Source organism: Buttiauxella massiliensis (assembly GCF_902500225.1).
Classification (GTDB): Bacteria; Pseudomonadota; Gammaproteobacteria; order Enterobacterales; family Enterobacteriaceae; genus Buttiauxella; species Buttiauxella massiliensis.
Genome location: NZ_LR722650.1, coordinates 272,373 through 292,448 on the forward strand (window position 1 = coordinate 272,373; position 20,076 = coordinate 292,448).

Annotated in this window: 24 protein-coding genes; 14 read left to right on the top strand and 10 right to left on the bottom strand. The window is 47.4% G+C overall.

What is annotated here, in order from left to right; all coding sequences use genetic code 11:
* Nucleotides 1–23: 23 nt before the first annotated feature.
* The 3 genes from GC128_RS05755 to GC128_RS05765 form a co-directional block, all read right to left on the bottom strand.
* The gene (locus GC128_RS05755; RefSeq protein ID WP_151993501.1) at nucleotides 24–1,028 is read right to left on the bottom strand and encodes a FecCD family ABC transporter permease; all 1,005 of its coding nucleotides are present in this window, start codon (nucleotides 1,026–1,028) and stop codon (nucleotides 24–26) included.
* The gene (locus GC128_RS05760) at nucleotides 1,028–1,984 is read right to left on the bottom strand and encodes an ABC transporter substrate-binding protein (protein WP_151993502.1); all 957 of its coding nucleotides are present in this window, start codon (nucleotides 1,982–1,984) and stop codon (nucleotides 1,028–1,030) included. The genes GC128_RS05755 and GC128_RS05760 overlap by 1 nt, the downstream gene beginning before the upstream one ends.
* A gap of 231 nt (nucleotides 1,985–2,215) precedes the next feature.
* Complete coding sequence (locus GC128_RS05765) at nucleotides 2,216–3,007, bottom strand: ABC transporter ATP-binding protein (protein ID WP_226812006.1); 792 nt, start codon at nucleotides 3,005–3,007, stop codon at nucleotides 2,216–2,218.
* 143 nt (nucleotides 3,008–3,150) lie between these two features.
* Here GC128_RS05765 and GC128_RS05770 point away from each other — a divergent pair, with 143 nt between their 5' ends.
* The 3 genes from GC128_RS05770 to GC128_RS05780 are packed head-to-tail and all read left to right on the top strand — an operon-like array spanning nucleotide 3,151 to nucleotide 5,946.
* Nucleotides 3,151–4,203, top strand: a complete 1,053-nt coding sequence (locus tag GC128_RS05770) for an ABC transporter substrate-binding protein (protein ID WP_151993504.1) — start codon at nucleotides 3,151–3,153, stop codon at nucleotides 4,201–4,203.
* On the top strand, nucleotides 4,193–5,197 hold the full coding sequence (locus tag GC128_RS05775; protein WP_151993505.1) for a FecCD family ABC transporter permease: 1,005 nt from the start codon (nucleotides 4,193–4,195) through the stop codon (nucleotides 5,195–5,197). Before GC128_RS05770 ends, GC128_RS05775 begins: the two co-directional genes overlap by 11 nt.
* On the top strand, nucleotides 5,194–5,946 hold the full coding sequence (locus GC128_RS05780; RefSeq protein ID WP_151993506.1) for an ABC transporter ATP-binding protein: 753 nt from the start codon (nucleotides 5,194–5,196) through the stop codon (nucleotides 5,944–5,946). Before GC128_RS05775 ends, GC128_RS05780 begins: the two co-directional genes overlap by 4 nt.
* Here GC128_RS05780 and GC128_RS05785 read toward each other — a convergent pair.
* Nucleotides 5,930–6,655 (bottom strand): substrate-binding domain-containing protein, encoded by a 726-nt coding sequence (locus GC128_RS05785; protein WP_151993507.1) that lies wholly within the window; start codon nucleotides 6,653–6,655, stop codon nucleotides 5,930–5,932. The genes GC128_RS05780 and GC128_RS05785 overlap by 17 nt on opposite strands.
* A 230-nt stretch (nucleotides 6,656–6,885) precedes the next feature.
* Between GC128_RS05785 and GC128_RS05790 the strand changes: the two genes are divergently transcribed.
* From GC128_RS05790 to GC128_RS05815, 7 genes are all read left to right on the top strand, one after another.
* On the top strand, nucleotides 6,886–7,107 hold the full coding sequence (locus GC128_RS05790; RefSeq protein WP_151993508.1) for a hypothetical protein: 222 nt from the start codon (nucleotides 6,886–6,888) through the stop codon (nucleotides 7,105–7,107).
* 310 nt (nucleotides 7,108–7,417) lie between these two features.
* Entirely contained in the window at nucleotides 7,418–8,008 is a 591-nt protein-coding gene (locus GC128_RS05795; RefSeq protein WP_151993509.1) for a lipid-binding SYLF domain-containing protein, read from the top strand.
* A gap of 198 nt (nucleotides 8,009–8,206) precedes the next feature.
* Complete coding sequence (locus GC128_RS05800) at nucleotides 8,207–9,373, top strand: methyl-accepting chemotaxis protein (protein ID WP_151993510.1); 1,167 nt, start codon at nucleotides 8,207–8,209, stop codon at nucleotides 9,371–9,373.
* Nucleotides 9,374–9,576: 203 nt separating this feature from the next.
* The gene (locus GC128_RS23055) at nucleotides 9,577–9,741 is read left to right on the top strand and encodes a YnfU family zinc-binding protein (protein WP_226812007.1); all 165 of its coding nucleotides are present in this window, start codon (nucleotides 9,577–9,579) and stop codon (nucleotides 9,739–9,741) included.
* Nucleotides 9,742–9,973: 232 nt separating this feature from the next.
* Nucleotides 9,974–10,297, top strand: a complete 324-nt coding sequence (locus GC128_RS05805) for an antibiotic biosynthesis monooxygenase family protein (RefSeq protein ID WP_151993511.1) — start codon at nucleotides 9,974–9,976, stop codon at nucleotides 10,295–10,297.
* Nucleotides 10,290–10,682, top strand: a complete 393-nt coding sequence (locus GC128_RS05810; RefSeq protein WP_151993632.1) for an amino acid-binding protein — start codon at nucleotides 10,290–10,292, stop codon at nucleotides 10,680–10,682. The genes GC128_RS05805 and GC128_RS05810 overlap by 8 nt, the downstream gene beginning before the upstream one ends.
* Entirely contained in the window at nucleotides 10,679–11,389 is a 711-nt protein-coding gene (locus GC128_RS05815) for an ArsR/SmtB family transcription factor (RefSeq protein WP_151993512.1), read from the top strand. The genes GC128_RS05810 and GC128_RS05815 overlap by 4 nt, the downstream gene beginning before the upstream one ends.
* Nucleotides 11,390–11,447: 58 nt before the next feature.
* Here the strand turns inward: GC128_RS05815 and GC128_RS05820 are convergent, their stop codons facing one another.
* On the bottom strand, nucleotides 11,448–12,290 hold the full coding sequence (locus tag GC128_RS05820) for an MBL fold metallo-hydrolase (RefSeq protein WP_151993513.1): 843 nt from the start codon (nucleotides 12,288–12,290) through the stop codon (nucleotides 11,448–11,450).
* 170 nt (nucleotides 12,291–12,460) lie between these two features.
* Between GC128_RS05820 and GC128_RS05825 the strand changes: the two genes are divergently transcribed.
* Nucleotides 12,461–13,354, top strand: a complete 894-nt coding sequence (locus GC128_RS05825) for a LysR substrate-binding domain-containing protein (RefSeq protein ID WP_151993514.1) — start codon at nucleotides 12,461–12,463, stop codon at nucleotides 13,352–13,354.
* A gap of 63 nt (nucleotides 13,355–13,417) precedes the next feature.
* Here GC128_RS05825 and GC128_RS05830 read toward each other — a convergent pair whose 3' ends face one another.
* Entirely contained in the window at nucleotides 13,418–14,119 is a 702-nt protein-coding gene (locus GC128_RS05830; protein WP_151993515.1) for a GNAT family N-acetyltransferase, read from the bottom strand.
* Nucleotides 14,120–14,258: 139 nt separating this feature from the next.
* Nucleotides 14,259–15,872, bottom strand: a complete 1,614-nt coding sequence (locus GC128_RS05835; protein WP_151993516.1) for an ABC-F family ATP-binding cassette domain-containing protein — start codon at nucleotides 15,870–15,872, stop codon at nucleotides 14,259–14,261.
* Nucleotides 15,873–16,078: 206 nt separating this feature from the next.
* On the opposite strand from GC128_RS05835, the gene GC128_RS05840 reads away from it, so the two are divergent.
* Together GC128_RS05840 and GC128_RS05845 are read left to right on the top strand one after the other, a co-directional pair.
* Nucleotides 16,079–16,549: a GNAT family N-acetyltransferase gene (locus tag GC128_RS05840; protein ID WP_151993517.1), complete on the top strand. Its 471-nt coding sequence runs from the start codon at nucleotides 16,079–16,081 to the stop codon at nucleotides 16,547–16,549.
* Nucleotides 16,550–16,667: 118 nt separating this feature from the next.
* Nucleotides 16,668–17,030, top strand: a complete 363-nt coding sequence (locus GC128_RS05845) for a VOC family protein (RefSeq protein ID WP_151993518.1) — start codon at nucleotides 16,668–16,670, stop codon at nucleotides 17,028–17,030.
* A gap of 88 nt (nucleotides 17,031–17,118) precedes the next feature.
* Here the strand turns inward: GC128_RS05845 and arsC are convergent, their stop codons facing one another.
* The 3 genes from arsC to GC128_RS05860 all read right to left on the bottom strand — a co-directional run bounded on the left by arsC (nucleotide 17,119) and on the right by GC128_RS05860 (nucleotide 19,266).
* Entirely contained in the window at nucleotides 17,119–17,547 is a 429-nt protein-coding gene (gene arsC / locus GC128_RS05850) for a glutaredoxin-dependent arsenate reductase (protein ID WP_151993519.1), read from the bottom strand.
* Between the two features lie 62 nt (nucleotides 17,548–17,609).
* Nucleotides 17,610–18,899 carry an arsenic transporter gene (locus tag GC128_RS05855; RefSeq protein WP_151993520.1) on the bottom strand — a complete coding sequence of 430 codons (1,290 nt, stop codon included), beginning with the start codon at nucleotides 18,897–18,899 and terminating at the stop codon, nucleotides 17,610–17,612.
* 46 nt (nucleotides 18,900–18,945) lie between these two features.
* Nucleotides 18,946–19,266 (bottom strand): metalloregulator ArsR/SmtB family transcription factor, encoded by a 321-nt coding sequence (locus tag GC128_RS05860; protein ID WP_034455583.1) that lies wholly within the window; start codon nucleotides 19,264–19,266, stop codon nucleotides 18,946–18,948.
* Nucleotides 19,267–19,352: 86 nt separating this feature from the next.
* Between GC128_RS05860 and arsH the strand changes: the two genes are divergently transcribed.
* Nucleotides 19,353–20,057 (top strand): arsenical resistance protein ArsH, encoded by a 705-nt coding sequence (arsH, locus tag GC128_RS05865; RefSeq protein WP_151993521.1) that lies wholly within the window; start codon nucleotides 19,353–19,355, stop codon nucleotides 20,055–20,057.
* Nucleotides 20,058–20,076: the final 19 nt, after the last annotated feature.

Sequence of the window (20,076 nt, forward strand, 5' to 3'; positions counted from 1 at the left end):
GTCGCCGTAGTGACGCTTAGTATTTAGCTGACGCGGCGTAGCAGAATCACCAGAACAAACACGCCGCCCACACCGGCTGTGATAATCCCAATTGGCAGTTCCTGAGGGGCGGCGAGGGTTCTACTAAGAATGTCACCCGCAGAGAGAAGGATTGCCCCCATTATGCCCACCAGTGGCAATAATTTCCGATGACGCACACCAGCAAATGGACGCGCCAGATGGGGCACCATCAACCCAACAAAACCAATCACCCCGGTTAGTGACACCAGGATTGCGGTGGCCATAGAACAGCAGAGGAAAACCTCGGTTCGTAAGCGATTGACGTTAATACCCAGTGACCAGGCGGTTTGCTCTCCAGCCAACAGGGCGTCGAGGGCTCGCCAGCGTCGGGATATAAGCACAATGAGAATGAGCAATGCGGTCGCGGCAAATCCGAGATTTTCCCAGCGCGCAAAACCTAAACCGCCAAGCGCCCAAAATAGTGCATTGCTGGCGGCCCGCTGATCGCCGGAAAAAATCAGGAAGTTGGTCAACGCCCCAAATAAAAATGACACTGCCAGCCCACATATAATCAGCTTTTCAGTTCCTTTATGTGATTGCGACATAAAGATAATCATCACGGCAGCGGCAGACAGCATCCCACCGACAAATGCGGCTATGGGCAATGTCCACGAACCCAGACTGTCGCCAAGACGGGTTATCACCAGCACCACGCCTGCAGAAGCACCAGAAGATAGGCCGAATAAAAAGGGATCGGCTAAATCGTTGCGCGTGGTGGTTTGGAGCAAGGAACCGACCAGAGCCAACCCGGCACCGGCAATCATGCCCAGTATCGTGCGCGGTAGTCGTAATTCGAGCACGATGCTTTTTATCATCGGAGCGACCTCACCATGCACCAGGCCGAGGGAGGTCAACACTTGCGAAAAAGAGAGTGCTACGCTGCCATTCGCAACACTTGCCAGAGCGAGCCCCGCAAGCAACAGCGGGGCGACTATCCACACCAGCAAAAACCGCTTGTTAGCGAACATTAGTTAAATGCTGCCGGATAAAATGCGCGGGCAAGTTTAGTAATCGCGGTGATATTGGCAGGGCCAGGTGTTAGCTCCTGATACTTCAGTTTCAGATAGCGATGATGAAGCACCGCTGGCGTATTCTTCATCAACGGATGTTGTTCCAGGAAACGCCTTAATCCATCAGCGCCACCGTTATAGTCAGACTGATAGTCCATCAAAATAATAAACTCAGGCTCCGCGGCGGCAACACTTTCCCAGTTGGTCGCGGCCCAGCTTTTATCCATCTTATCCATGACGTTTTTACCGCCAGCAGCTTCGATAATTGCTGTTGGCATGGCATACGCACCGCTGGTGAACGGCTTATCTTCGCCAGAATCGTAGAGGAAAACGCGTACTGGTTTAAGCCGGGCAGTCTTTTGGGTTAAGTTCGCAACCTGCCTTTTCCAGCTATCGACCAACTTCACGGCATCTTCTTCTTTGCCGAATACTTTACCCAGGCGCAGCATGTCGCCATACAGCAGATCCATACTGGCGCGTGGGCGATGGCTATTAACGTGAATACAACTTTCACTCAGGATCAGCGTCTTGATATTAAATTTCGCCAGTGCCTGGGGCGTGACATCGCCACGTAAACCATAGTTCCAGCCGGCGAAGAACAGGTCGGGCTTTGCCGCCAGTAACGTTTCCATCGACGGGTATTTCGGCGCTATCTCCGGGATAGAACCCTGCAAACGAGTAAATGCCGGGATATTTTTGTACCAGCCAGAAATGCCACTGACGCCTACGATTTTTGGTTGCAGATGTAGAGCGAAGGCCATTTCAGACATATTGATGTCATGAACGACCATGCGCTTAGGCGCCTCGGTAAACGTCATTGGTTTACCACAGTTATCGACGGTGACCGGGAAGCCAGAGGCACCCGCACCGCCAGAAATCACGGTCAGTAACGCCGCTAGAATTGATTTTTTCACACATACTCCTGTTTCACTATTGCCGCAAATGACTGACCTTGCGGACATGAATAGCGGGGACAGGGTGTCCAGAATGGAACCTCACCTGAGCACACTTCCCTGATAGCGACGTGCGCTAAAACGGCAGAACCGAAAGCGAAACTCTCGCCTCCTGATAAACCGCCGCACCATACAGGAATTGATGGGGTGAATAGGTCTGGTCAGATCAAACAATGCTTAGTTATTTGTATTTCAATCAAATTGTGATGGCAGGGCTTCGAAGATGCGCAGTGTTTTGCCACTGTTGGGATGTGTAACATGCAGGCTATGCATACCGAATATCTTTGCAAGCCAGGGTGAGTCCAGAACCTGCTCCGGCGTACCTCGGCAAATCAGTTGCCCCTGGTTCATCATCAGAACCTGGTCTGAGAAAGGTTGAATCAATTCAAGATCATGCAACACCGCAATGGTGGTGATGTTTTTGTGTCTGACGAGACTGAGCAACTGATGACGGGCGAGTGGGTCGAGATGATTGGTCGGCTCATCCAACAACAGCAAAGCCGGTTGTTGGGCCAGAACACGGGCTAAACCTGCTCGCTGACGCTCACCACCGGATAATTTCCCCAAAGAAACCTGTTGTAGATGCGTGATGCCAACATCGTTAATCGCCTCGGTAATGGCGTTTTCATGTTCAACATTTGGATATTCGGCCTGCCAGGGAATGCGCCCCAATGCCACATATTCACGGACTGTTAAACGTAAATCTGCGTTGTCATGTTGGGTCAGTAGCGCGATGGAGCGCGCGCGTTCAATGGGTTTCATGGTGCTTAACGCTTTACCCTGAATCACAATCTCGCCGTGGGCGGGTAGCAGCTCGCTGATGATAAGCCGTAACACAGTCGATTTCCCGCTACCATTTGGCCCTATTATCGACACAAACTCACCGGGATAAATATCAAATGACACCGCATTCACCTGTGGTGTTTTACCGGCAAAGAAGTGGGTTAGGTCACGAACAGATAGCAGGCATTCAGGCGCGTTCATTGGCAATGTCATTAGCTGAAAATGGCGCTTAGGATAGCAGCCATGTTTTGCCAGGCAAGCAGTAAGGATCGATAATCAGTTGCCAATGCCATCGCTATATAATTTAATATATATCGAATTTACTCCTTTCCCAGATGGCAACTATGTTAATACTTCGTAATATCGTACTGGTTCTCACCAGTATGTTTTTCGCATTGAACGCTCAGGCAGACAGAATCATCACTGACCAACTTGGTCGCCAGGTCACTATTCCTGATCATGTTGAAAAAGTGGTGGTGTTACAGCATCAGACCTTGAATCTATTGGTTCAGCTCAATGCACAAAATGAAATAGCAGGTGTGATGACCAGCTGGAAAAAACAGCTTGGGCCTGAGTTTTCACGCTTTATGCCTGAGATTACCTCGCTGCCTACTCCGGGTGATCTCACCTCGGTAAATATCGAAAGCTTGCTGGCCATTCACCCGCAAGTGGTATTCGTCGCCAACTATGCACCCGCTGAGATGATTCAGCAGATTCAGAATGCTGGAATCCCTGTCGTGGCAGTCTCTTTAAGAAAGGATGCTGACGGGCAGCAGGGTAAAATGAATCCGACGATGGCGGATGAAGAGCTGGCCTACAACGAAGGGCTAAAACAAGGTATCCGTCTCATTGCAGATGTGGTGGGGCGCAAACCTGAGGGTGAAGCACTCATCAAGTATACCTTTGCGGCGCGTAAGAAATTTAACGCTCCGGTTGCAAATATCCCTGATACGCAGAAAGTGCGTGTCTACATGGCGAACCCTGATTTGATGACTTATGGCTCAGGTAAATACACTGGGCTTATGATGAAGCACGCAGGTGCGTTGAACGTTGCTGCAGCCAGCGTAAAAGGGGCGCGCCAGGTTTCTCTGGAACAGGTATTACAGTGGAATCCACAAGTTATCTTCGTGCAGGATCGCTATCCGCAGGTGGTGACTGAAATCCTGAATGACCCGAACTGGCAGGGTATTGATGCCGTGAAAAACCATCGTGTCTGGTTAATGCCTGAATATGCGAAAGCCTGGGGTTACCCAATGCCGGAAGCCCTGGCGATTGGCGAGTTGTGGATGGCGAAAAAACTCTATCCGGATGCCTACAAAAACGTTGATGTCGATGCCCAGGCGCAAGATTACTACCAGAACTTTTATCGTGTGAACTGGCAGCCCGATGCTAAGTAGTGAGTCATTTATCCCCCAGCAACTGGTACTGATTATCTCAGTGCTGCTGCTGGGAGTTGCTTCACTTTGCTTAGGACAATATTCACTTACGCTAAGTGAAGTTCTCCATCAGCTAACTCATTACTCTGATTCGCAAGGCATTGCCAACCAGGTCATCTGGACGGTAAGACTACCGCGTATTCTGATGGCTTTGCTTGCCGGTGGCGCGCTGGGATTATGTGGAGCAACCCTGCAAGGGGTTTTCCATAATCCGCTGGTTGATCCACATATCATCGGCGTGACGTCAGGTGCAGCCTTTGGCGGCACGCTGGCGATTCTGCTTGGTCTTGAACCGTTATTGATGATGGGGTCGACATTTTTCTTCGGACTGAGCGCATTGATTCTGGTCTATGCGATTGCCGCATTGCAGGGGCGAGAAAACGCGTTGGTGCTGATTCTCTCCGGTATCATTCTGAGTGGTTTTTTTGCAGCCCTGGTAAGCCTTATTCAATATCAGGCCGATACAGAAGAAGTTTTACCTAATATCGTCTTTTGGTTGTTGGGGAGTTTCGCAACCGCCAACTGGCATAAAGTTTTGATGCTGACTGTTCCGGTCATAATTTCTACTGCGATTTTGTTCCAGTTGCGTTGGCGCATTAATTTATTGTCACTTAACGATAAAGACGCAAAGGCATTGGGTGTTTCTGTGGTACCACTTCGACGCAGCGTATTGGTTTGCTGTGCATTTTTGGTCGCAGCCCAGGTTGCTGTCAGTGGCAGTATTGCGTGGGTCGGATTAGTCATTCCTCATCTGGCGCGTCTTTTGGTGGGGGTTGACCATCGCCGTTTACTCCCTACAGCTTTCTGGATGGGTGGCGGTTTTATGATTGTCGTCGATGATATTGCCCGCACGTTAATGCAAGCCGAAATACCACTGGGAATCATCACCGCTTTATTGGGTGCACCACTGTTTACCTTTTTGCTAATACACTCAAGCCGCAGAGGCCGTCGATGAAAACGGGTGAATTACGTGTTCAGCAACTGTTATACGGACACAAAGTGCCATTGTTTGAACCGCTCAGCTTTCACTGCCAGCAAGGGGAGGTTTGGGCTGTTCTCGGACGCAACGGTTTGGGGAAAAGCACTTTGCTTGACACGCTGACAGGTACATTAAGACCCCTTGCTGGGAATATAGAAAATGAGGGTGGAATTGGTATTGTTGCGCAACATTCGCACTTGCCCTTTCCGTACTCGGTAAGCGATGTGGTGCTGATGGGAAGGGCGCAGCATGTGAAGCTATTTTCACAACCGGGCAGTGCGGATAAGCAGAAAGTTATCGAGGCGCTGGAACAGTTAAATATTGCACAGTTGGTTTCAACACCTTTTACTTCTCTCTCTGGCGGGCAACAGCAATTAGTGATGATTGCCCGCGCGCTTGTGACTGCCAGCCAAATTTTATTGTTGGATGAACCTTGTTCGGCGTTGGATTTAGCCAACCAAGAGGTGGTGTTACAACTGATTAGCGATCTGGCTCACCGCCAGCATCGCGGCATCATTTTTACCACCCATGATCCAGTTCATGCATTGCAGGTTGCAACTCATACGCTGCTGCTTTTGCCGGGAGGGAAATGGTTGGCCGGCGCGACCGACACCATCGTTTCTGAAGAGAATCTGTCTCAAGCTTATGGTTTAACGTTGCGGAAAATCAGGATGGACAACTATGCCACCCCGTTTGTTGCGCCACTCTTTACGATTGAGAAGTGAGCGGTAAAAAACCCGCGCTAGTCAGAAACGCTTGTCCATCATGGCTAAGAATAAATTCAACCAGTGCCATTACCTCTGCGGAATTCTCGAGCACAGCCAACTGATATTCGCAGCGAATATTGTGTTCTGGCGCAATTGGTACGCAACGGATATCCGGCTGCCCACTCAGCGCTTTGCCATAATGCGCATAGCCAATAAACACATCGGCGAAGCCCTGGCGCAAAATCCAGGCGCTTGCCAACTCACCAGGTGGGATGCTGAGCGTGTCACGGCCACCAACCAGCGGAATTGCCCGCAGGCGCAGTTGCTGCCCAAGACCTGGCTGAAGCTGTTCGAGTTTATCAAACAGTGCCCATGTGTAATCACCAGATGGGTCACACCCAGGCGTGGAAGTACCAATCCGTAGTGCTGGGTCAGTGAGCAAATCTAGCCAGTTGCCACTTTTTTGCGTAGTTAATACCAGTTGATTCCAGGTGAAGGTCTGGGTTTTGGTCGCTTTACCTGTCGCAAGTAAGTATTGAGGATGCTCCCGATTGGCAGAAGCGAAAAGGGCGCAGGGCTCTCCAGCTTCGATACGCTCTCTCAACAACCCTGCCGGGCCGTATTGTGCTTCAACCTCAATCCCTGTGAGTTGGGTAAAATGGTTAAGTAGCGGGATTAAAGCCAGCCGTAGACTGCCAGCAGCAAACAAAGGTAAAGGAGATCTCATGGGTTGATTTTGAACCTTAAGAGTCATGGAGAATACACCGTCTAATAATACTGTTTTTTATTGCTAACTGAAGGTTGTAGCCAGTCATGGGGGATATTAAGTTCCATGCTGAAATTTAACCACTATTTTGACATTGTTAACCTTTTTCCAACTGAAACTAGCATAGTATGACTCGCTATTGAGCTAATAATAACGATGAGTTCGTATTCAACTTCTCAGGGGATTCTGAAATGGAAAAATACGTTTTTTATGTCAATGGTAGCGCAACAAAAGTGTTTGCTAAAAGTGAGCTTTCCAAGAGTAGTGTCCAGCAGTTAAAACAAGAAGGATATAAAAAGTACCAACTGGAATTTGATACAGATAGTAAGCAAGAAGCCATCAAAAAACTTAACGAAAACTCGCAGGACAATCTGGATTCGTTAAGTCAATTTTCGGGGAGTTATCTTTTTTAGCATTATTCCCTCTTGCTATATTCCTACTGGTATTTATATTTCGCTGAAAGGCATACCCATGCCGTGCGGAATTAATCATACTAAAATTGAAAGCCACGCTATGTGGCTAATTTTTGTTCCCACCGCACTGACCTTCAATATCAAAATCATTTCCAGTTAAATCTTGTATAAAATTAAACAAAGAAAATAAAATTCAGCACAAATTAAATAACACGCAACACTGCTGAAACATAAAATCCGCATTCTTATTTTTAGTATTTGGCAACAGAATTTGTTCGTTTTGCCACCTATTTTTTGAATCAGGATATAGATGAAGTATAAAAAGCTCATTCTAATTGCCGCTTTGACTATTGCGGGTTGTAGCGCAAAGGGCGATACGGCTAGCCAGCAACGAAGTGCCATTCAGCAGATGCGAATTGATACGCTGATAAAACTGTATAAGGTCCACCCTGAAGCCCGCAGTGAGATTCTGAAGTCAAAAGGGTATGCGGTATTCTCCAATAATAGCAGCAAGATTTTATTATTTGGATTTGGCAGTGGATATGGGGTTGTGAAAGACCTCAGGTCAGGGAAAGACACCTATATGAAGATGGCACAGGCCGGGGCAGGACTGGGGATGGGGGTGAAGCAACAGCGAACCGTACTGGTGTTTAAGGACAGCAAAGCGCTGAGCAATTTCATTAAGAATGGCTATATTGTCGGCGCTGATGCGAATGCCGCGGCCAAATATGATGATAAAGGGTTGCCTGCGTTGGGGGCTTCGGCAAGTGCTGTTGCACCGGACAATGTAGCAGTGCCTAAACCTGTGGGTGTGTATGAACTCACTGAAAAAGGCCTTGCCGCACAAGCCATGGTTAATGGTTACAAATACTGGCCAGATGATGCTTTGAACAGTAAATAATCTAGAGAAGCTAACGGCACGATGGTGCCGTTTTTTTATAGGTAATTTTCCAGCTTCAAAAGCAGAAGGGTAAAGAAGTGTAAAAAACTATTTCATTTACTTATGGCAATACATAGCTTCAATTTCAATTAGGCACTGGCTTTTTCATCAATACCGACAATAAATTAAGAACCAGCAAAACATGTTATAGGGTTAGGTATGCTTAACAACTACAGCGTAAGAACCGTTATCCTTGTTTTTATATCTGCCTCTTTTGTCTTCATTGATCTTATGGCCTTCCTTCTGGTAGCAAACGTGAGTGTCATCCTCATGTTGAACATCGTCGGCGTTGTCTTGATCTCAACCTTATGGTTTTACATGACTAAATATCTTGTGAGGCCGATTAACGAGGTTAAAAGAAATATTGATGAAATCAACTCAGGGAATTTATCAATTTCTATCCGCGAGTTTGGCAATAACTGTGCGGGGAAATTAATTCCAGGGATAAATAGCCTCGCAAAAGAAATATCCAGTCTGGTCATGGATATAAGAAAATCATCCAATTCGGCCAGCATTTTATCCGGCAAGCTGGCTAACCAAAGTGCCGAACTATCAGTCAAAACTGAACAACAATCGGCCATGCTGATGCAAACCGCATCAAGCATGGAAGAGATTTCAGCGGGGACCAAGAGCAATGCAGAAAACACCCGCCAGTTAAACGATATCACCAATGAAGCCCATAAATCTGCAGGCCATGGAAGTCAGTTGATGCATAAACTCACTGAGAATATGGTATCAATTACTGATTGTTCGAAGAAAATGACCGAAATTATTAGCATTATCGATGGGATAGCGTTTCAGACGAATATCCTGGCGCTTAATGCAGCGGTTGAAGCCGCGCGAGCTGGTGAGCACGGCAAAGGATTTGCAGTGGTGGCGGGTGAAGTCCGGGTGTTAGCTCAAAAAAGCTCTGAGTCTGCCAAAAACATAAAAGCACTGATTGAAAAAACAAATACCAATGTAATGCAGGGTGCAAAACTTGTATCTGAAGCAGAAAAAAATATGCACGACATCGTTTCAGGATCAGATGATCTTAACATGCTGATGGAGCATATTTTCATATCGACGAACGAGCAGGAAAAAGGTATTCAACAAATAACCATTGCTTTGTCCGAGCTGGAAAAAGTCACTCTGAGTAATGCTGCAGTCGTTGTGGAACTCGCAGAATCCTCAGATGTTCTAAAAAACCAGGTCGTAGAACTTCAAAAAAGAACCAATAATTTACGCTTGAATGGTGAAGATAAAAACACGATGCCTGTGGCTCCGCTCTTAGTCCCAACGAAGCAGGAAAAACATGCATCAGAAGGTCACTGGCAGACATTTTAAATTACTATAATTGAATGACCTGAACTGCACCCCAACTGTTGGATATTCAACGCATTAAGGTGCAGTTTTTTAATGGTAAATATTTAATTATATGGCTAAAGATATTTTTATTAATTTAAGATTCAATTATCTGCTGGATAATTTGTGCGCTATTTGATCAGGGCGTGATACGATGAACCTCATTCATTGAAAGGCTAATCATCATGTCTATATTCGATTATGCAATGAAGCGCTTTAGTAACGCCACAAATGGCACTGTGACATGTCCAATCTGTGGAAATAAAGCCTCTTTTCCCGCTAACAAAATTCGCCAGGGGCAAACATTGCTCTGCCCAAAATGCAAATCACTGTTTGTTGTACCTCGCTAATACTGTTGCCCATAGATCGTAGCGGCTAACGCCAGCAATCCTCATCTTTTATGAAGATTCTCTCTGGCGAATTGCGCCAAAGAACCTGCGCTGAGCATACAAATCAGCGCACGTAATGGCGATTAAAACCCCTGAAACTTCTCCTGAACATTCATACTTCGCTTACCAACGAAGCATCATCTTATTGAATCCCTATAGTAGGCTTCACAAGCGTACATTCAGGAGCAGTATTATGATTGCGGTACTTTTTGAAGCGAATGCCATACCTACACAACAAGAGCGGTATCTACAACTGGCTGCAGAATTAAAGCCAGAGCTGGAGCAAATTGCAGGTTTTATTTCAATTGAACGTTTTCAAAGTTTGAATACCGTAGGAAAAATCCTGTCGCTGTCATGGTGGGAAAGTGAAGAGTCTGTCATAACGTGGAAACAAAACCTAAAACACCAGGCTGCTCAATTTGAAGGGCGGGAATCTATATTTTCTTTTTACAGAATCAGAGTTGCACATGTCCTGCGCGATTATTCATCTGAAAATAGAGATTCTGGCCATGTATGACATTCACGTTATTCTTACCAATACTCCGGGGGCACTGTCATCGCTGGGATCTTTACTGGGCCAAAGCGGGGTAGGACTTGAAGGCGGCGGAGTTTTTACCATCGGTGATGAAAGCCATGCTCATTTTCTGGTTGAAGATGGTGAGCTTGCGAGGCAAGTGCTTAGCGAGGCTGGTTTGAATGTTAAAAATATCACATTGCCATTAATCAGAAAGTTAAAACAAGAAAAGCCTGGAGAGCTTGGTGAAATTGCCAATGTCATTTCTCTGAATGGAATTAATATCAATGTACAATATAGCGATCATCATAATCGTTTGATTCTTCTGACCGACAATAACGACCTTGCCGCTAAAGTAACCAAACAATGGGAAGTGCCTGCGGAATGAATTTAAAAGTTTCAAAAACTGCTGTTGATGAAACTGACTATCTCGAAACATCCATGTCAGTTGTTGCATCGGCTATTGCTGACCCATCGCGGGTCAGCATTCTTTGTGCGCTAATGGATGGTCGGGCATGGACGGCAACAGAATTAAGTACGGTTGCCAATATCGCCGCATCAACAACAAGCGCGCATCTCGCAAAACTGCTTAATAGCCGCTTAGTTACATGCCTGTCTCAAGGGCGGCATCGTTATTACCGCCTGGCTGGAAGCGATATTGCAGCTCTTCTTGAAACTTTGATGGTGGTATCAGTGCACAGTGGAAAAACGCTTGAGACCAAAACACCGTCACATTTACGTGTTGCCCGGACATGCTACGACCATATGGCCGGAGAAGTTGCTGTTGGAATCTATAACTTCATGTTCAAAGAAGGCTGGTTTTCTCCTGATGGTAATCTGCTTTCGCCGATGGGAACGCTCCAGTTTCAGAAGATGGGCGTGCTCATCGATCCTAATAGCAGGCGCAAAAGCTCCTGTGCTTGCCTTGACTGGAGCGAGAGAAGATTTCACCTTGGAGGCAATGCCGGTGCTGCACTGATGCTGTTCTTTGAACAAAAGGGGTGGATAACTAAAATCGCTGGTTACAGAGAAGTGGTAATTACAGAAAAGGGCAAAGTCGCTTTTTTACGGTTATTCCAGCTCACTGTGAATTGAATAAAACGAAATTTTCAAAGCATTGATTCCGAGCAATCCTTTGCTCTTCAGCAGCCTGTTAAGCTTCAACGTATGCGATACGATACCCATCATTTTCAGGAATAACGTGAGCAAATCCCGGTCTGGCAAAGTGCATGCCTGCAATGAGCCATTTTTCTCGGGCTGCTTGTTCCAGAATTCTTTTCCTGGTTGCTTCCGCTTGAACAGGGTCGCAGTCAAACGCAATAGAAACAGCCGGTTGTGCTGATTGAATATGTGGGAAATGGACAATATCTCCCCATATCACCAGGCTTTTATTATCCGACTCAATGCGAAACCCGGTGTGACCTGGCGTGTGCCCCGGTAGCCAGACCGGATGAATACCCTTAGCAATCTCATTCCCATCCAAAAATCTGACACTCTTTTCATAGGCATCCAGCGTTCGGCGCACCAGTGCAAAATTGCGTTGACCACGCTCACTTGCTTGTTTTTGCCAGGTATCATTGCGCCAGTATTTTGCTTCCAGAGCATTAAGATGGAGTGTCGCATTCTTAAAAACGGGGTGCCCCTCAATATCGAGCAGGCCGCCAATATGATCAGGATGACCGTGCGTTAAAAGAAGGGTGTCGATTTCTTCTGGGCTACTGCCGGCCGCATAAAGGTTTTCCTTGAGCTTCCCTCCAGCATTATTCAGACCACCTGTACCCGCATCAACCAAAATGGTTCGCCCAGCGCCACGGATAAGATAACAGTTGATGTGAATATTGCCTGGTTCAGAAATCCCGGCATTACGCTGTATTTCACCAGCCTCAGCAATATCAATACCGCACAATAATTCAAGACTCGCAGACATATTTCCGTCACTCAGGACGGTAACCTGGTAATCACCGATTTGATGAGATGCAAAGGACGGATAGCTCATGAACGGTTCCTCTTGAGAGCAAGACAAATTGTGGAGAAGGAATAATCCTTCAACTGATATTTCGTCATGCTACACGCTGTATTATCGCTTCTGAATCGATATTATTTCATGATTCAGTGACATTTTGTCACTGATGATAAAACCCACCCTCAACAAAAAAGGCAGCGGTTATGCGTAGAAATATCCCCAGTAGCGCTTCGTTGCTGGCTTTTGAAGCCGCAGCAAGGCACGGTAATTTTGCCCGTGCGGCAGAAGAACTCTCGCTCACAGAAGGCGCCATCAGCCGTCAAATTGCACGCCTCGAATCGCTACTGAAATGTAAACTATTTGACCGAACGGGAAGTCGCGTGAAGCTCAATCCTGTCGGGGCGCGCTATGCACGTCACGTGGGTGAAACGCTTGAGCGCCTGGACCGAGATACTCAATACATAACGGGAATGCCGGAAGGAAACAGAAGTCTGGAGTTAGCTGCGCTGCCGACCTTTGCCAGCCGCTGGCTCATTCCTCGCTTGAGCGGTTTCAGAAAGCAGCATCCAGACATCACACTGAATATAGCGGCCAGAATCGATCCATTTATTCTTACCGGTAGTGGCTTTGATGCGGCAGTGCATTTTGATCACCCCGCGTGGGCGGGTATGCGCATGGATTTCCTGTTTAAGGAGAATCTGGTTCCGGTATGTCATCCAGAGCTGCTTACAGATAAAGATCTTTCCAGCCTGTTGAACGAGCTACCGCGAATTCATCGCAGACAAAATCCGGAGGCCTGGTATAGCTACGCTTGTGAAAGTGGAATTGTCCTTGATAACCCGGCTCAAGGGGTCAGATATGACCTTCACGAAATGGCAATCGCAGCGGCGCTGGCAGGGGATGGCGTTGCATTAGTACCGTGGATGTATGTTGAAAAAGATCTCAGCAGTGGGGCACTTGCAGCGCCCTGGCCCAAATCTGAAGTGCTGAGTAAAATCTTTTGCCTGGTGAAACCAGTAGAGACTGGAATAAATGACGCCGCACTACAGGCTTTCGAGCAATGGCTTAGGGCTGAAATCACTGATAGCGGGCAATAGCGCGTAATACGATGGAGCAAATATGGCCGCACCAGCGACCATATTGCATCAGTATTGAAAACGTTATGGGTTACTTCGAAAACTCGCAAGTTTTCGCTTTTGCTCTCCGCGAGCACTGAAATTGCCCGGTGAAAGCCAGCCTGAAAGTGCGCTTTCTACTGTTGGCCATTCAATATCGATAATAGATAACCAGTCCGTGTCACGGTTGCGTTGTTTGCGTGTCATGGCCTGACGGAAGCGTCCTTCAAATGTGAATCCCAGTCTGTCTGCCGCATTTCTGGAAGCCAGGTTGAGCGAGTCACAACGCCATGCCACGCGTCGATAGCCCAGAGAAAATGCATTTTTCAGCAACAAAAATATGGCTTCTGTGCCCATGGCGGTTCGTTGCATCCTGGGTGACCAAGTGACATGTCCTATTTCGATCGCACCGTTAACAACATCAATATTGCTAAAGCAGACGACACCAACCGGAAGACCACTGTTTATTTCGGCCACGGCCCATGCAACCAGCCCGGAATCGTTAATTTTATTCTCAACCCAAAGCTGCATTTTCTGTAAGCAGGTAGGCTGCTCAGCACCAAGCCAGGTCCAGTCTCTATCATCAGACGCCTGTGAGAACGCTTCAAGAAGATCACCGCAATGGCTGGTTTCAAGAGGTAAAAGATAACAGTGATGGCCACAGAGCTGGGCTCGGGCCGGAAAGGGTGCAGGTTGCCAGTCGGAAAGCGGGAAACCCACAGGCTGACCATATTTATTCGTATTCAACGATCATTCACCTTCTGCTTTGCAAAATTGCGCGATAGCCATTGTGGTAACGACAAAGAGCCTATTAAAAACATGATGATCAAATCAAGTGTCACAAACTAGCTATCATACTGATGACCTTTTATTTCCCCTTAATCGTTTAACACGCGTCAAGTTGCCAGCAACCCTCGGTGATAGATAAGCGTTCCGTTAAATTCAGGTTCTTCAAGAATGTATCATCGTGCGAAACCACCACCAGAGCCCCCTGATAAGTCCGCAGCATTGTTTCAAGTGCCTGAATAGAAGGCAAATCGAGATTATTGCTGGGTTCATCCAGCAGCAATAGTTGGGGAATAGGGTCAGCGTACAACACACACGCCAGCGCAGCTTTCAGGCGCTCACCACCACTCAGGCATCCGCTGGCAATTTGGATTTTGTGAGCATCCAGGCCCAACTGCGCAAGCCGCATGCGCAAATCAGCCTCACTGGCATTGCGGTTGACTTCACGTATCTGCTCCAGAACTGAACGTTGCGGATCAAGGTTGTCGAGATGTTGATTAAGTAAGGTATGGCCATGTGGGATACGGAAAGCACCGCTTGATTGCTGAAGTTTGCCAGATAGTACGTTTAAAAGTGTCGATTTTCCGCAGCCGTTACATCCAACGATACCGATGCGTTGCTGAGCGTATATCGACAGGTTCAATGGTGAAGAAAAAGCTGTCACGAAGGGCAGTTGTATCTGATTTAGCTCTGCAACCAGCCGCCGTGAAGGAGAGTTCACAGCAAGCGAATGCACAACGATTTCAGCATTATCTTCAACGCGCGTTGCCGCTTCATGCACGCGTTGATCAAGTAATTCCTGAGCGGCGAGATGGAGTTGATTTAATTTACCGGCCGACGATTCACTGCGTTGCTTTAGTCCGCCCAGCAAAATTTTAGCCTGATTAGCTTCTCGCCCCTGGCGATGACCACGCGATTGCCGTTTCTCTAAACGTTCCTTCTGATCCTGAAGGCTCTTCTGTTCGCGCTGGCGTTCACGTTTTCGCTGTTCCAGCAACTGAAGTGCGCTTTGTGTTTCTTGCGCTTTTTGCTGAACGTAAAACGAATAATTGCCGCCATAATTGTTCAAGCCGATGGATGACAGCTCAACAATCCGCTGCATCGATTCCAGCAATTCTCGATCATGGCTTACCACCAGTAGCCCGGCGGGCCAGCGTTGTAACTGAGCAATCAATGCAAGACGGTTTGCTCTATCAAGGTGGTTACTGGGCTCATCGAGAATCAAAAAATCGGCCTGTGAAAGCAAGGCTCCTATGAGTGACACGCGCATGGCTTCGCCGCCACTCAACTGGCTGACAGGTGTTGATGGCGCAAGATGCCCCAATTCGCACCGCTCTAACTCAATGTCCAAACGCTGGCGTATGTCCCACTGCTGGCCGACCAATTCAAAATCTGCCATTGAGACACTACCCATTTCGATGCGCTCAAGTGCGCCAATAATGGATTGAACCCCTGCGAGTTCTGCAACGGTCATTTCTGCCTGATAGTGGGTTTGCTGAGCCAGATAATACGCAACGCCGGAACAGTTACATCTGCCCGATGAAGGAGGGATTATCCCGGCCAGAACTTGCGTGAGAACGCTTTTACCCACACCGTTTCGCCCAACAAGACCTGTATGGCGTGAGTCGAAAGATTCATTGAGTTGAGAGAACAGCGGAGTGCCGTCAGGTAATACAAAAGATACGCTTTCAAGCGTAATGAATGAATTCGTCATGTAACTACTCCATAGATGCCACAAACTGGCCCGATAAGTCGGGACAAGTAAATTGGCCGTCAGACAGACGGCAGCATCAATGGCGCATTGGACGAATACCTTTAAAGAAGAAATGATTATGGACATTTTAAATAGGGTATGAAAAAAGTAAAGGTTCGGGTGAAAAACGTGATTTAAGTAAATTCGCGCAAATGGGGAGTGAAGCGATGAAAGTTAGATTGGCAACGCCTGCAGAGGCAGAAGAGTGCTGGAACATCAGAAATCAAGCTATACGCCATGGATGCCAGAATAGCTACAGCGCTGCAGTAATTGCAGCATGGACACCTGAAGCGATGCCTGAAAGTTACAGAGTGGTTATCGAGGCCAATCCATTTTTCGTCGTTGATGGGCGAGACAATCGACCTGTTGCCACAGGTTATCTCGACCTTTCCGAGGGGAGTGTTGAGGCTATTTTTACCGCCCCCGATTATATAGGCAAAGGGTTTGCCGGAATTATTCTGGAAGTGATTAAAGAAGAAGGGCGTAAACGTGGCTTTAAACAATTAACATTGTCCTCGACGCCTAACGCGCAATCTTTCTATGAAAAACATGGCTTTATTCTATTACGAGAAAACCTCTATTCTTCTGCTCTTGCTCAGGCAAACCTGCGCTGTATGGACATGTCCATTGAGCTGTAGCCCACCTAATTTTCTCCCTCTCGACTATCCTGACAGATGAGCGTAATGGCTCGTCTTTTCCTCAAAATCTGACTTGAACTGTTCTGCTTTTTGCAATGTTTAGCCTGGAGAAAGTGTTATGAATGCAGAAATTAAGGGTGGTATTGATATTGCGATTAAAGTGCCATCACACCAATACCAGCAGACGCTTGATTTTTATCGTAATGCCATCGGACTCAAGGAAATCACGGATAAATCACCCGCTACCGGGTTTGAATTTGGCCCGAACCGTTTGTGGATTGATGAAGCACCAGGTCTGAGCCAGGCTGAGGTCTGGCTTGAAATGTTCACACCCGATTTTAAGTCAGCTGAAACACATATGGATAAGTGTGGAGTTGTCAGATGTGATGCTGTCGAGCCTTTGCCCGAGGGGTTTAAAGGAGGATGGGTCATGAGCCCCTGTAATATTGTACATATGCTTCGCGAACCAGAAGCATGGTGAACCAAGGAATTCTATTCCTGCACAAACTCAGCAAATAGCCGCTGCAAGAATTAAAACCCGCAGCGGCTAATAGTTCGTTGATTGTCCTCTATTTATCGATCTTCTTGCCTTGCTCATCAACAACCTGCTCACCATCCTCTTTGGTGAATGCGCCACGTTGCCCATCAGTCAATATATCCAGAACTATCTCTGAAGGCCGACATAGACGGGTACCCAATGGCGTGACAACAATTGGCCGGTTAATCAGTATCGGGTGCTGCAACATGAAAGCAATCAACTGGTCGTCACTGAAGGTGTCGCTTGCCAACCCTAATTGTTCGTAAGGTTCAACATTCTTACGTAATAACGCACGGACCGTGATCCCCATATCGGCGATTAACTTTTTCAGTTCATCACGGGTTGGCGGCGTTTCCAGATACAGAATAACTGTGGGTTCAATACCACTGTTGCGAATTAATTCCAATGTGTTGCGGGACGTTCCGCAAGCGGGATTATGATAAATAGTGACATTGCTCATCGTGATGATCTCTTGTTGAGGCCCACAAAATATTTCTTCCAGGGCCGTACTTTAAACAACAGTTATAGGGGGACTGACAACCGCAGGGCTAATGCCGCAAGCGTGACGAACAACACCGGAATAGTCATGACTATGCCTACTCGGAAGTAATATCCCCAGGTAACCGTTATATTTTTCTGCGACAAAACATGCAGCCATAACAATGTTGCCAGACTGCCAATAGGGGTGATTTTCGGCCCCAGATCGCTACCGATAACATTGGCGTAAATCATTGCTTCTTTGATAACCCCCGAGGCTACGCTGCCATCAATTGACAGGGCCCCGATCAGAACAGTCGGCATATTGTTCATAACTGAAGATAGGAAGGCTGCCAGGAACCCTGTTCCTAATGTCGACACCCACAAACCTTGCTCTGCAAGTTGATTGAGTAGGGCGGAAAGGTAGTGAGTCAGTCCCGCATTGCGCAAACCGTAGACCACCAGGTACATACCCAGTGAGAAAATAACAATCTGCCAGGGCGCACCACGCAGTACTTTTCCAGTATTAATGGTATGACCAATCTTTGCCACAGCAAGCAGAATCAGTGCTCCAACGGCGGCCACCAGACTGACTGGTACACCGAGTGGTTCCAGGCCAAAGAACCCCACTAAAAGCAAAAGCAGAACCAGCCAACCGGCTTTAAACGTACTGGCATCCCGGATTGCTTGTTTGGGCTCTTTTAATAGGGAAACATCGTAAACGGCGGGGATGTCCTTACGGAAAAACAGGTGCAACATAACCAGCGTTGTTGCAATGGCGACAAGGTTAACCGGCACCATTACGGCTGCGTATTGTGTGAATCCAAGATTAAAGAAATCCGCCGAAACGATATTCACCAGGTTCGAGACAATCAGTGGCAGACTGGCGGTATCAGCGATAAACCCTGCAGCCATGACAAAGGCTAACGTAGCCCCCCGGCTGAAACCCAGCGCCAGCAGCATCGCAATAACAATCGGAGTCAGGATAAGTGCGGCACCATCATTGGCAAACAGTGCTGCCACCATTGCACCCAGCAAAACAATCCAGGTAAAAAGCAGTCGGCCTCGGCCATTGCCCCAGCGTGCAACATGCAATGCGGCCCATTCAAAGAAACCAGATTCATCCAGCAGTAGGCTGATGATTATCACCGCGATAAAGGTGGCCGTCGCATTCCAGACTATTTGCCAAACTATCGGGATATCCCCAGGGTGAACGACGCCTGTTAGTAATGCCAGACCAGCACCGAGCATGGCGCTCCAGCCAATCCCAAGACCTCTGGGTTGCCAGATGACCAAAACGAGAGTGAACAAAAAAATCGCACTTGCCACTAACATTACAGACTCCATTCATATTTGATTAAGTGAATGTGTTTCTTCGTTATCAACATGAGGATAATGAAGCTGCACTGAGCTTTTTCTGGATGTTATCGCGCTCACTATTCCATGCGGATTCAATAATGGTCGCAGCCCAGGCTGGCATGTGTGGTGACAAGCGATAGTGCACCCATTTTCCTTCCCGGCGATCGGTGACCAGCTCCGCTTCGCGTAACAGCGCCATATGACGGGATATTTTCGGTTGGGATTCTGCTGTTACTGCGCAGATATCACAAACACAGAGCTCACCGGACTCCCGGAGTAGCATCACGATGGTCGAACGGGTTTCATCGGCAAGCAGTTTAAAAAGCTGAACAGGCTGTAGCATGTTGAACCTCGCTATGAATTCATGATACATATGTTAAATCATATATGTTTGCTTTTGAAGCTTAGTTTTTAAGATGGAGAAATTTCATGACGCATTTATCAGCAATCGAACGAGAATGTTTTGATGATGAGATTGCCAGCAAACTGCAAGGCGATACCCAAACGATGCCGCGCATTTTGATCCTCTACGGCTCAGTTCGGCAGCGATCGTACAGCCGGTTTGCAGCCGAAGAAGCAGGGCGTTTACTTAGCGAAATGGGGGCTGAGGTAAAAATCTTTAATCCTTCCGGCCTGCCTTTACCTGATGATGCACCCGAAACCCATCCGAAAGTGCTGGAATTGCGGGAACTGGTCAGGTGGTGTGATGGAATGGTGTGGAGTTCTCCGGAAAGACACGGAGCTATGAGTTCAGTGATGAAGGCCCAGATTGACTGGATACCATTGAGCGAAGGCGCTGTTCGTCCGTCGCAAGGGAAAACGCTGGCCGTAATGCAGGTTAGCGGCGGTTCGCAGTCATTCAATACGGTAAATCAGATGCGAATACTTGGCCGTTGGATGCGAATGTTCACCATTCCAAATCAGTCATCGGTACCGAAGGCGTGGCAAGAATTTGATGATGAAGGACGAATGAAACCCTCAGCCTGGTATGACCGGATTGTGGATGTCGCAGAAGAACTATTCAAAATAACGTTAATCCTGAAAGGACATACTGAGTATTTGGCCGACCGCTATAGCGAAAGGAAAGAAAGCCATCAGGAGCTGTCCAATCGGGTTAATCAGGAAAAAATCTGAGCACCTTCAAATACCGAAA

Excerpts from the sequence above, each read along its gene's own strand:
- GC128_RS05755 (WP_151993501.1), bottom strand. The coding sequence starts at position 1,028 with ATGTTCGCTAACAAGCGGTTTTTGCTGGTGTGGATAGTCGCCCCGCTG.
- GC128_RS05765 (WP_226812006.1), bottom strand. The coding sequence starts at position 3,007 with ATGAACGCGCCTGAATGCCTGCTATCTGTTCGTGACCTAACCCACTTC.
- GC128_RS05770 (WP_151993504.1), top strand. The coding sequence starts at position 3,151 with ATGTTAATACTTCGTAATATCGTACTGGTTCTCACCAGTATGTTTTTC.
- GC128_RS05775 (WP_151993505.1), top strand. The coding sequence starts at position 4,193 with ATGCTAAGTAGTGAGTCATTTATCCCCCAGCAACTGGTACTGATTATC.
- GC128_RS05780 (WP_151993506.1), top strand. The coding sequence starts at position 5,194 with ATGAAAACGGGTGAATTACGTGTTCAGCAACTGTTATACGGACACAAA.
- GC128_RS05785 (WP_151993507.1), bottom strand. The coding sequence starts at position 6,655 with ATGAGATCTCCTTTACCTTTGTTTGCTGCTGGCAGTCTACGGCTGGCT.
- GC128_RS05790 (WP_151993508.1), top strand. The coding sequence starts at position 6,886 with ATGGAAAAATACGTTTTTTATGTCAATGGTAGCGCAACAAAAGTGTTT.
- GC128_RS05795 (WP_151993509.1), top strand. The coding sequence starts at position 7,418 with ATGAAGTATAAAAAGCTCATTCTAATTGCCGCTTTGACTATTGCGGGT.
- GC128_RS05800 (WP_151993510.1), top strand. The coding sequence starts at position 8,207 with ATGCTTAACAACTACAGCGTAAGAACCGTTATCCTTGTTTTTATATCT.
- GC128_RS23055 (WP_226812007.1), top strand. The coding sequence starts at position 9,577 with ATGTCTATATTCGATTATGCAATGAAGCGCTTTAGTAACGCCACAAAT.
- GC128_RS05805 (WP_151993511.1), top strand. The coding sequence starts at position 9,974 with ATGATTGCGGTACTTTTTGAAGCGAATGCCATACCTACACAACAAGAG.
- GC128_RS05810 (WP_151993632.1), top strand. The coding sequence starts at position 10,290 with ATGTATGACATTCACGTTATTCTTACCAATACTCCGGGGGCACTGTCA.
- GC128_RS05815 (WP_151993512.1), top strand. The coding sequence starts at position 10,679 with ATGAATTTAAAAGTTTCAAAAACTGCTGTTGATGAAACTGACTATCTC.
- GC128_RS05820 (WP_151993513.1), bottom strand. The coding sequence starts at position 12,290 with ATGAGCTATCCGTCCTTTGCATCTCATCAAATCGGTGATTACCAGGTT.
- GC128_RS05825 (WP_151993514.1), top strand. The coding sequence starts at position 12,461 with ATGCGTAGAAATATCCCCAGTAGCGCTTCGTTGCTGGCTTTTGAAGCC.
- GC128_RS05835 (WP_151993516.1), bottom strand. The coding sequence starts at position 15,872 with ATGACGAATTCATTCATTACGCTTGAAAGCGTATCTTTTGTATTACCT.
- GC128_RS05840 (WP_151993517.1), top strand. The coding sequence starts at position 16,079 with ATGAAAGTTAGATTGGCAACGCCTGCAGAGGCAGAAGAGTGCTGGAAC.
- GC128_RS05845 (WP_151993518.1), top strand. The coding sequence starts at position 16,668 with ATGAATGCAGAAATTAAGGGTGGTATTGATATTGCGATTAAAGTGCCA.
- arsC (WP_151993519.1), bottom strand. The coding sequence starts at position 17,547 with ATGAGCAATGTCACTATTTATCATAATCCCGCTTGCGGAACGTCCCGC.
- GC128_RS05855 (WP_151993520.1), bottom strand. The coding sequence starts at position 18,899 with ATGTTAGTGGCAAGTGCGATTTTTTTGTTCACTCTCGTTTTGGTCATC.
- GC128_RS05860 (WP_034455583.1), bottom strand. The coding sequence starts at position 19,266 with ATGCTACAGCCTGTTCAGCTTTTTAAACTGCTTGCCGATGAAACCCGT.
- arsH (WP_151993521.1), top strand. The coding sequence starts at position 19,353 with ATGACGCATTTATCAGCAATCGAACGAGAATGTTTTGATGATGAGATT.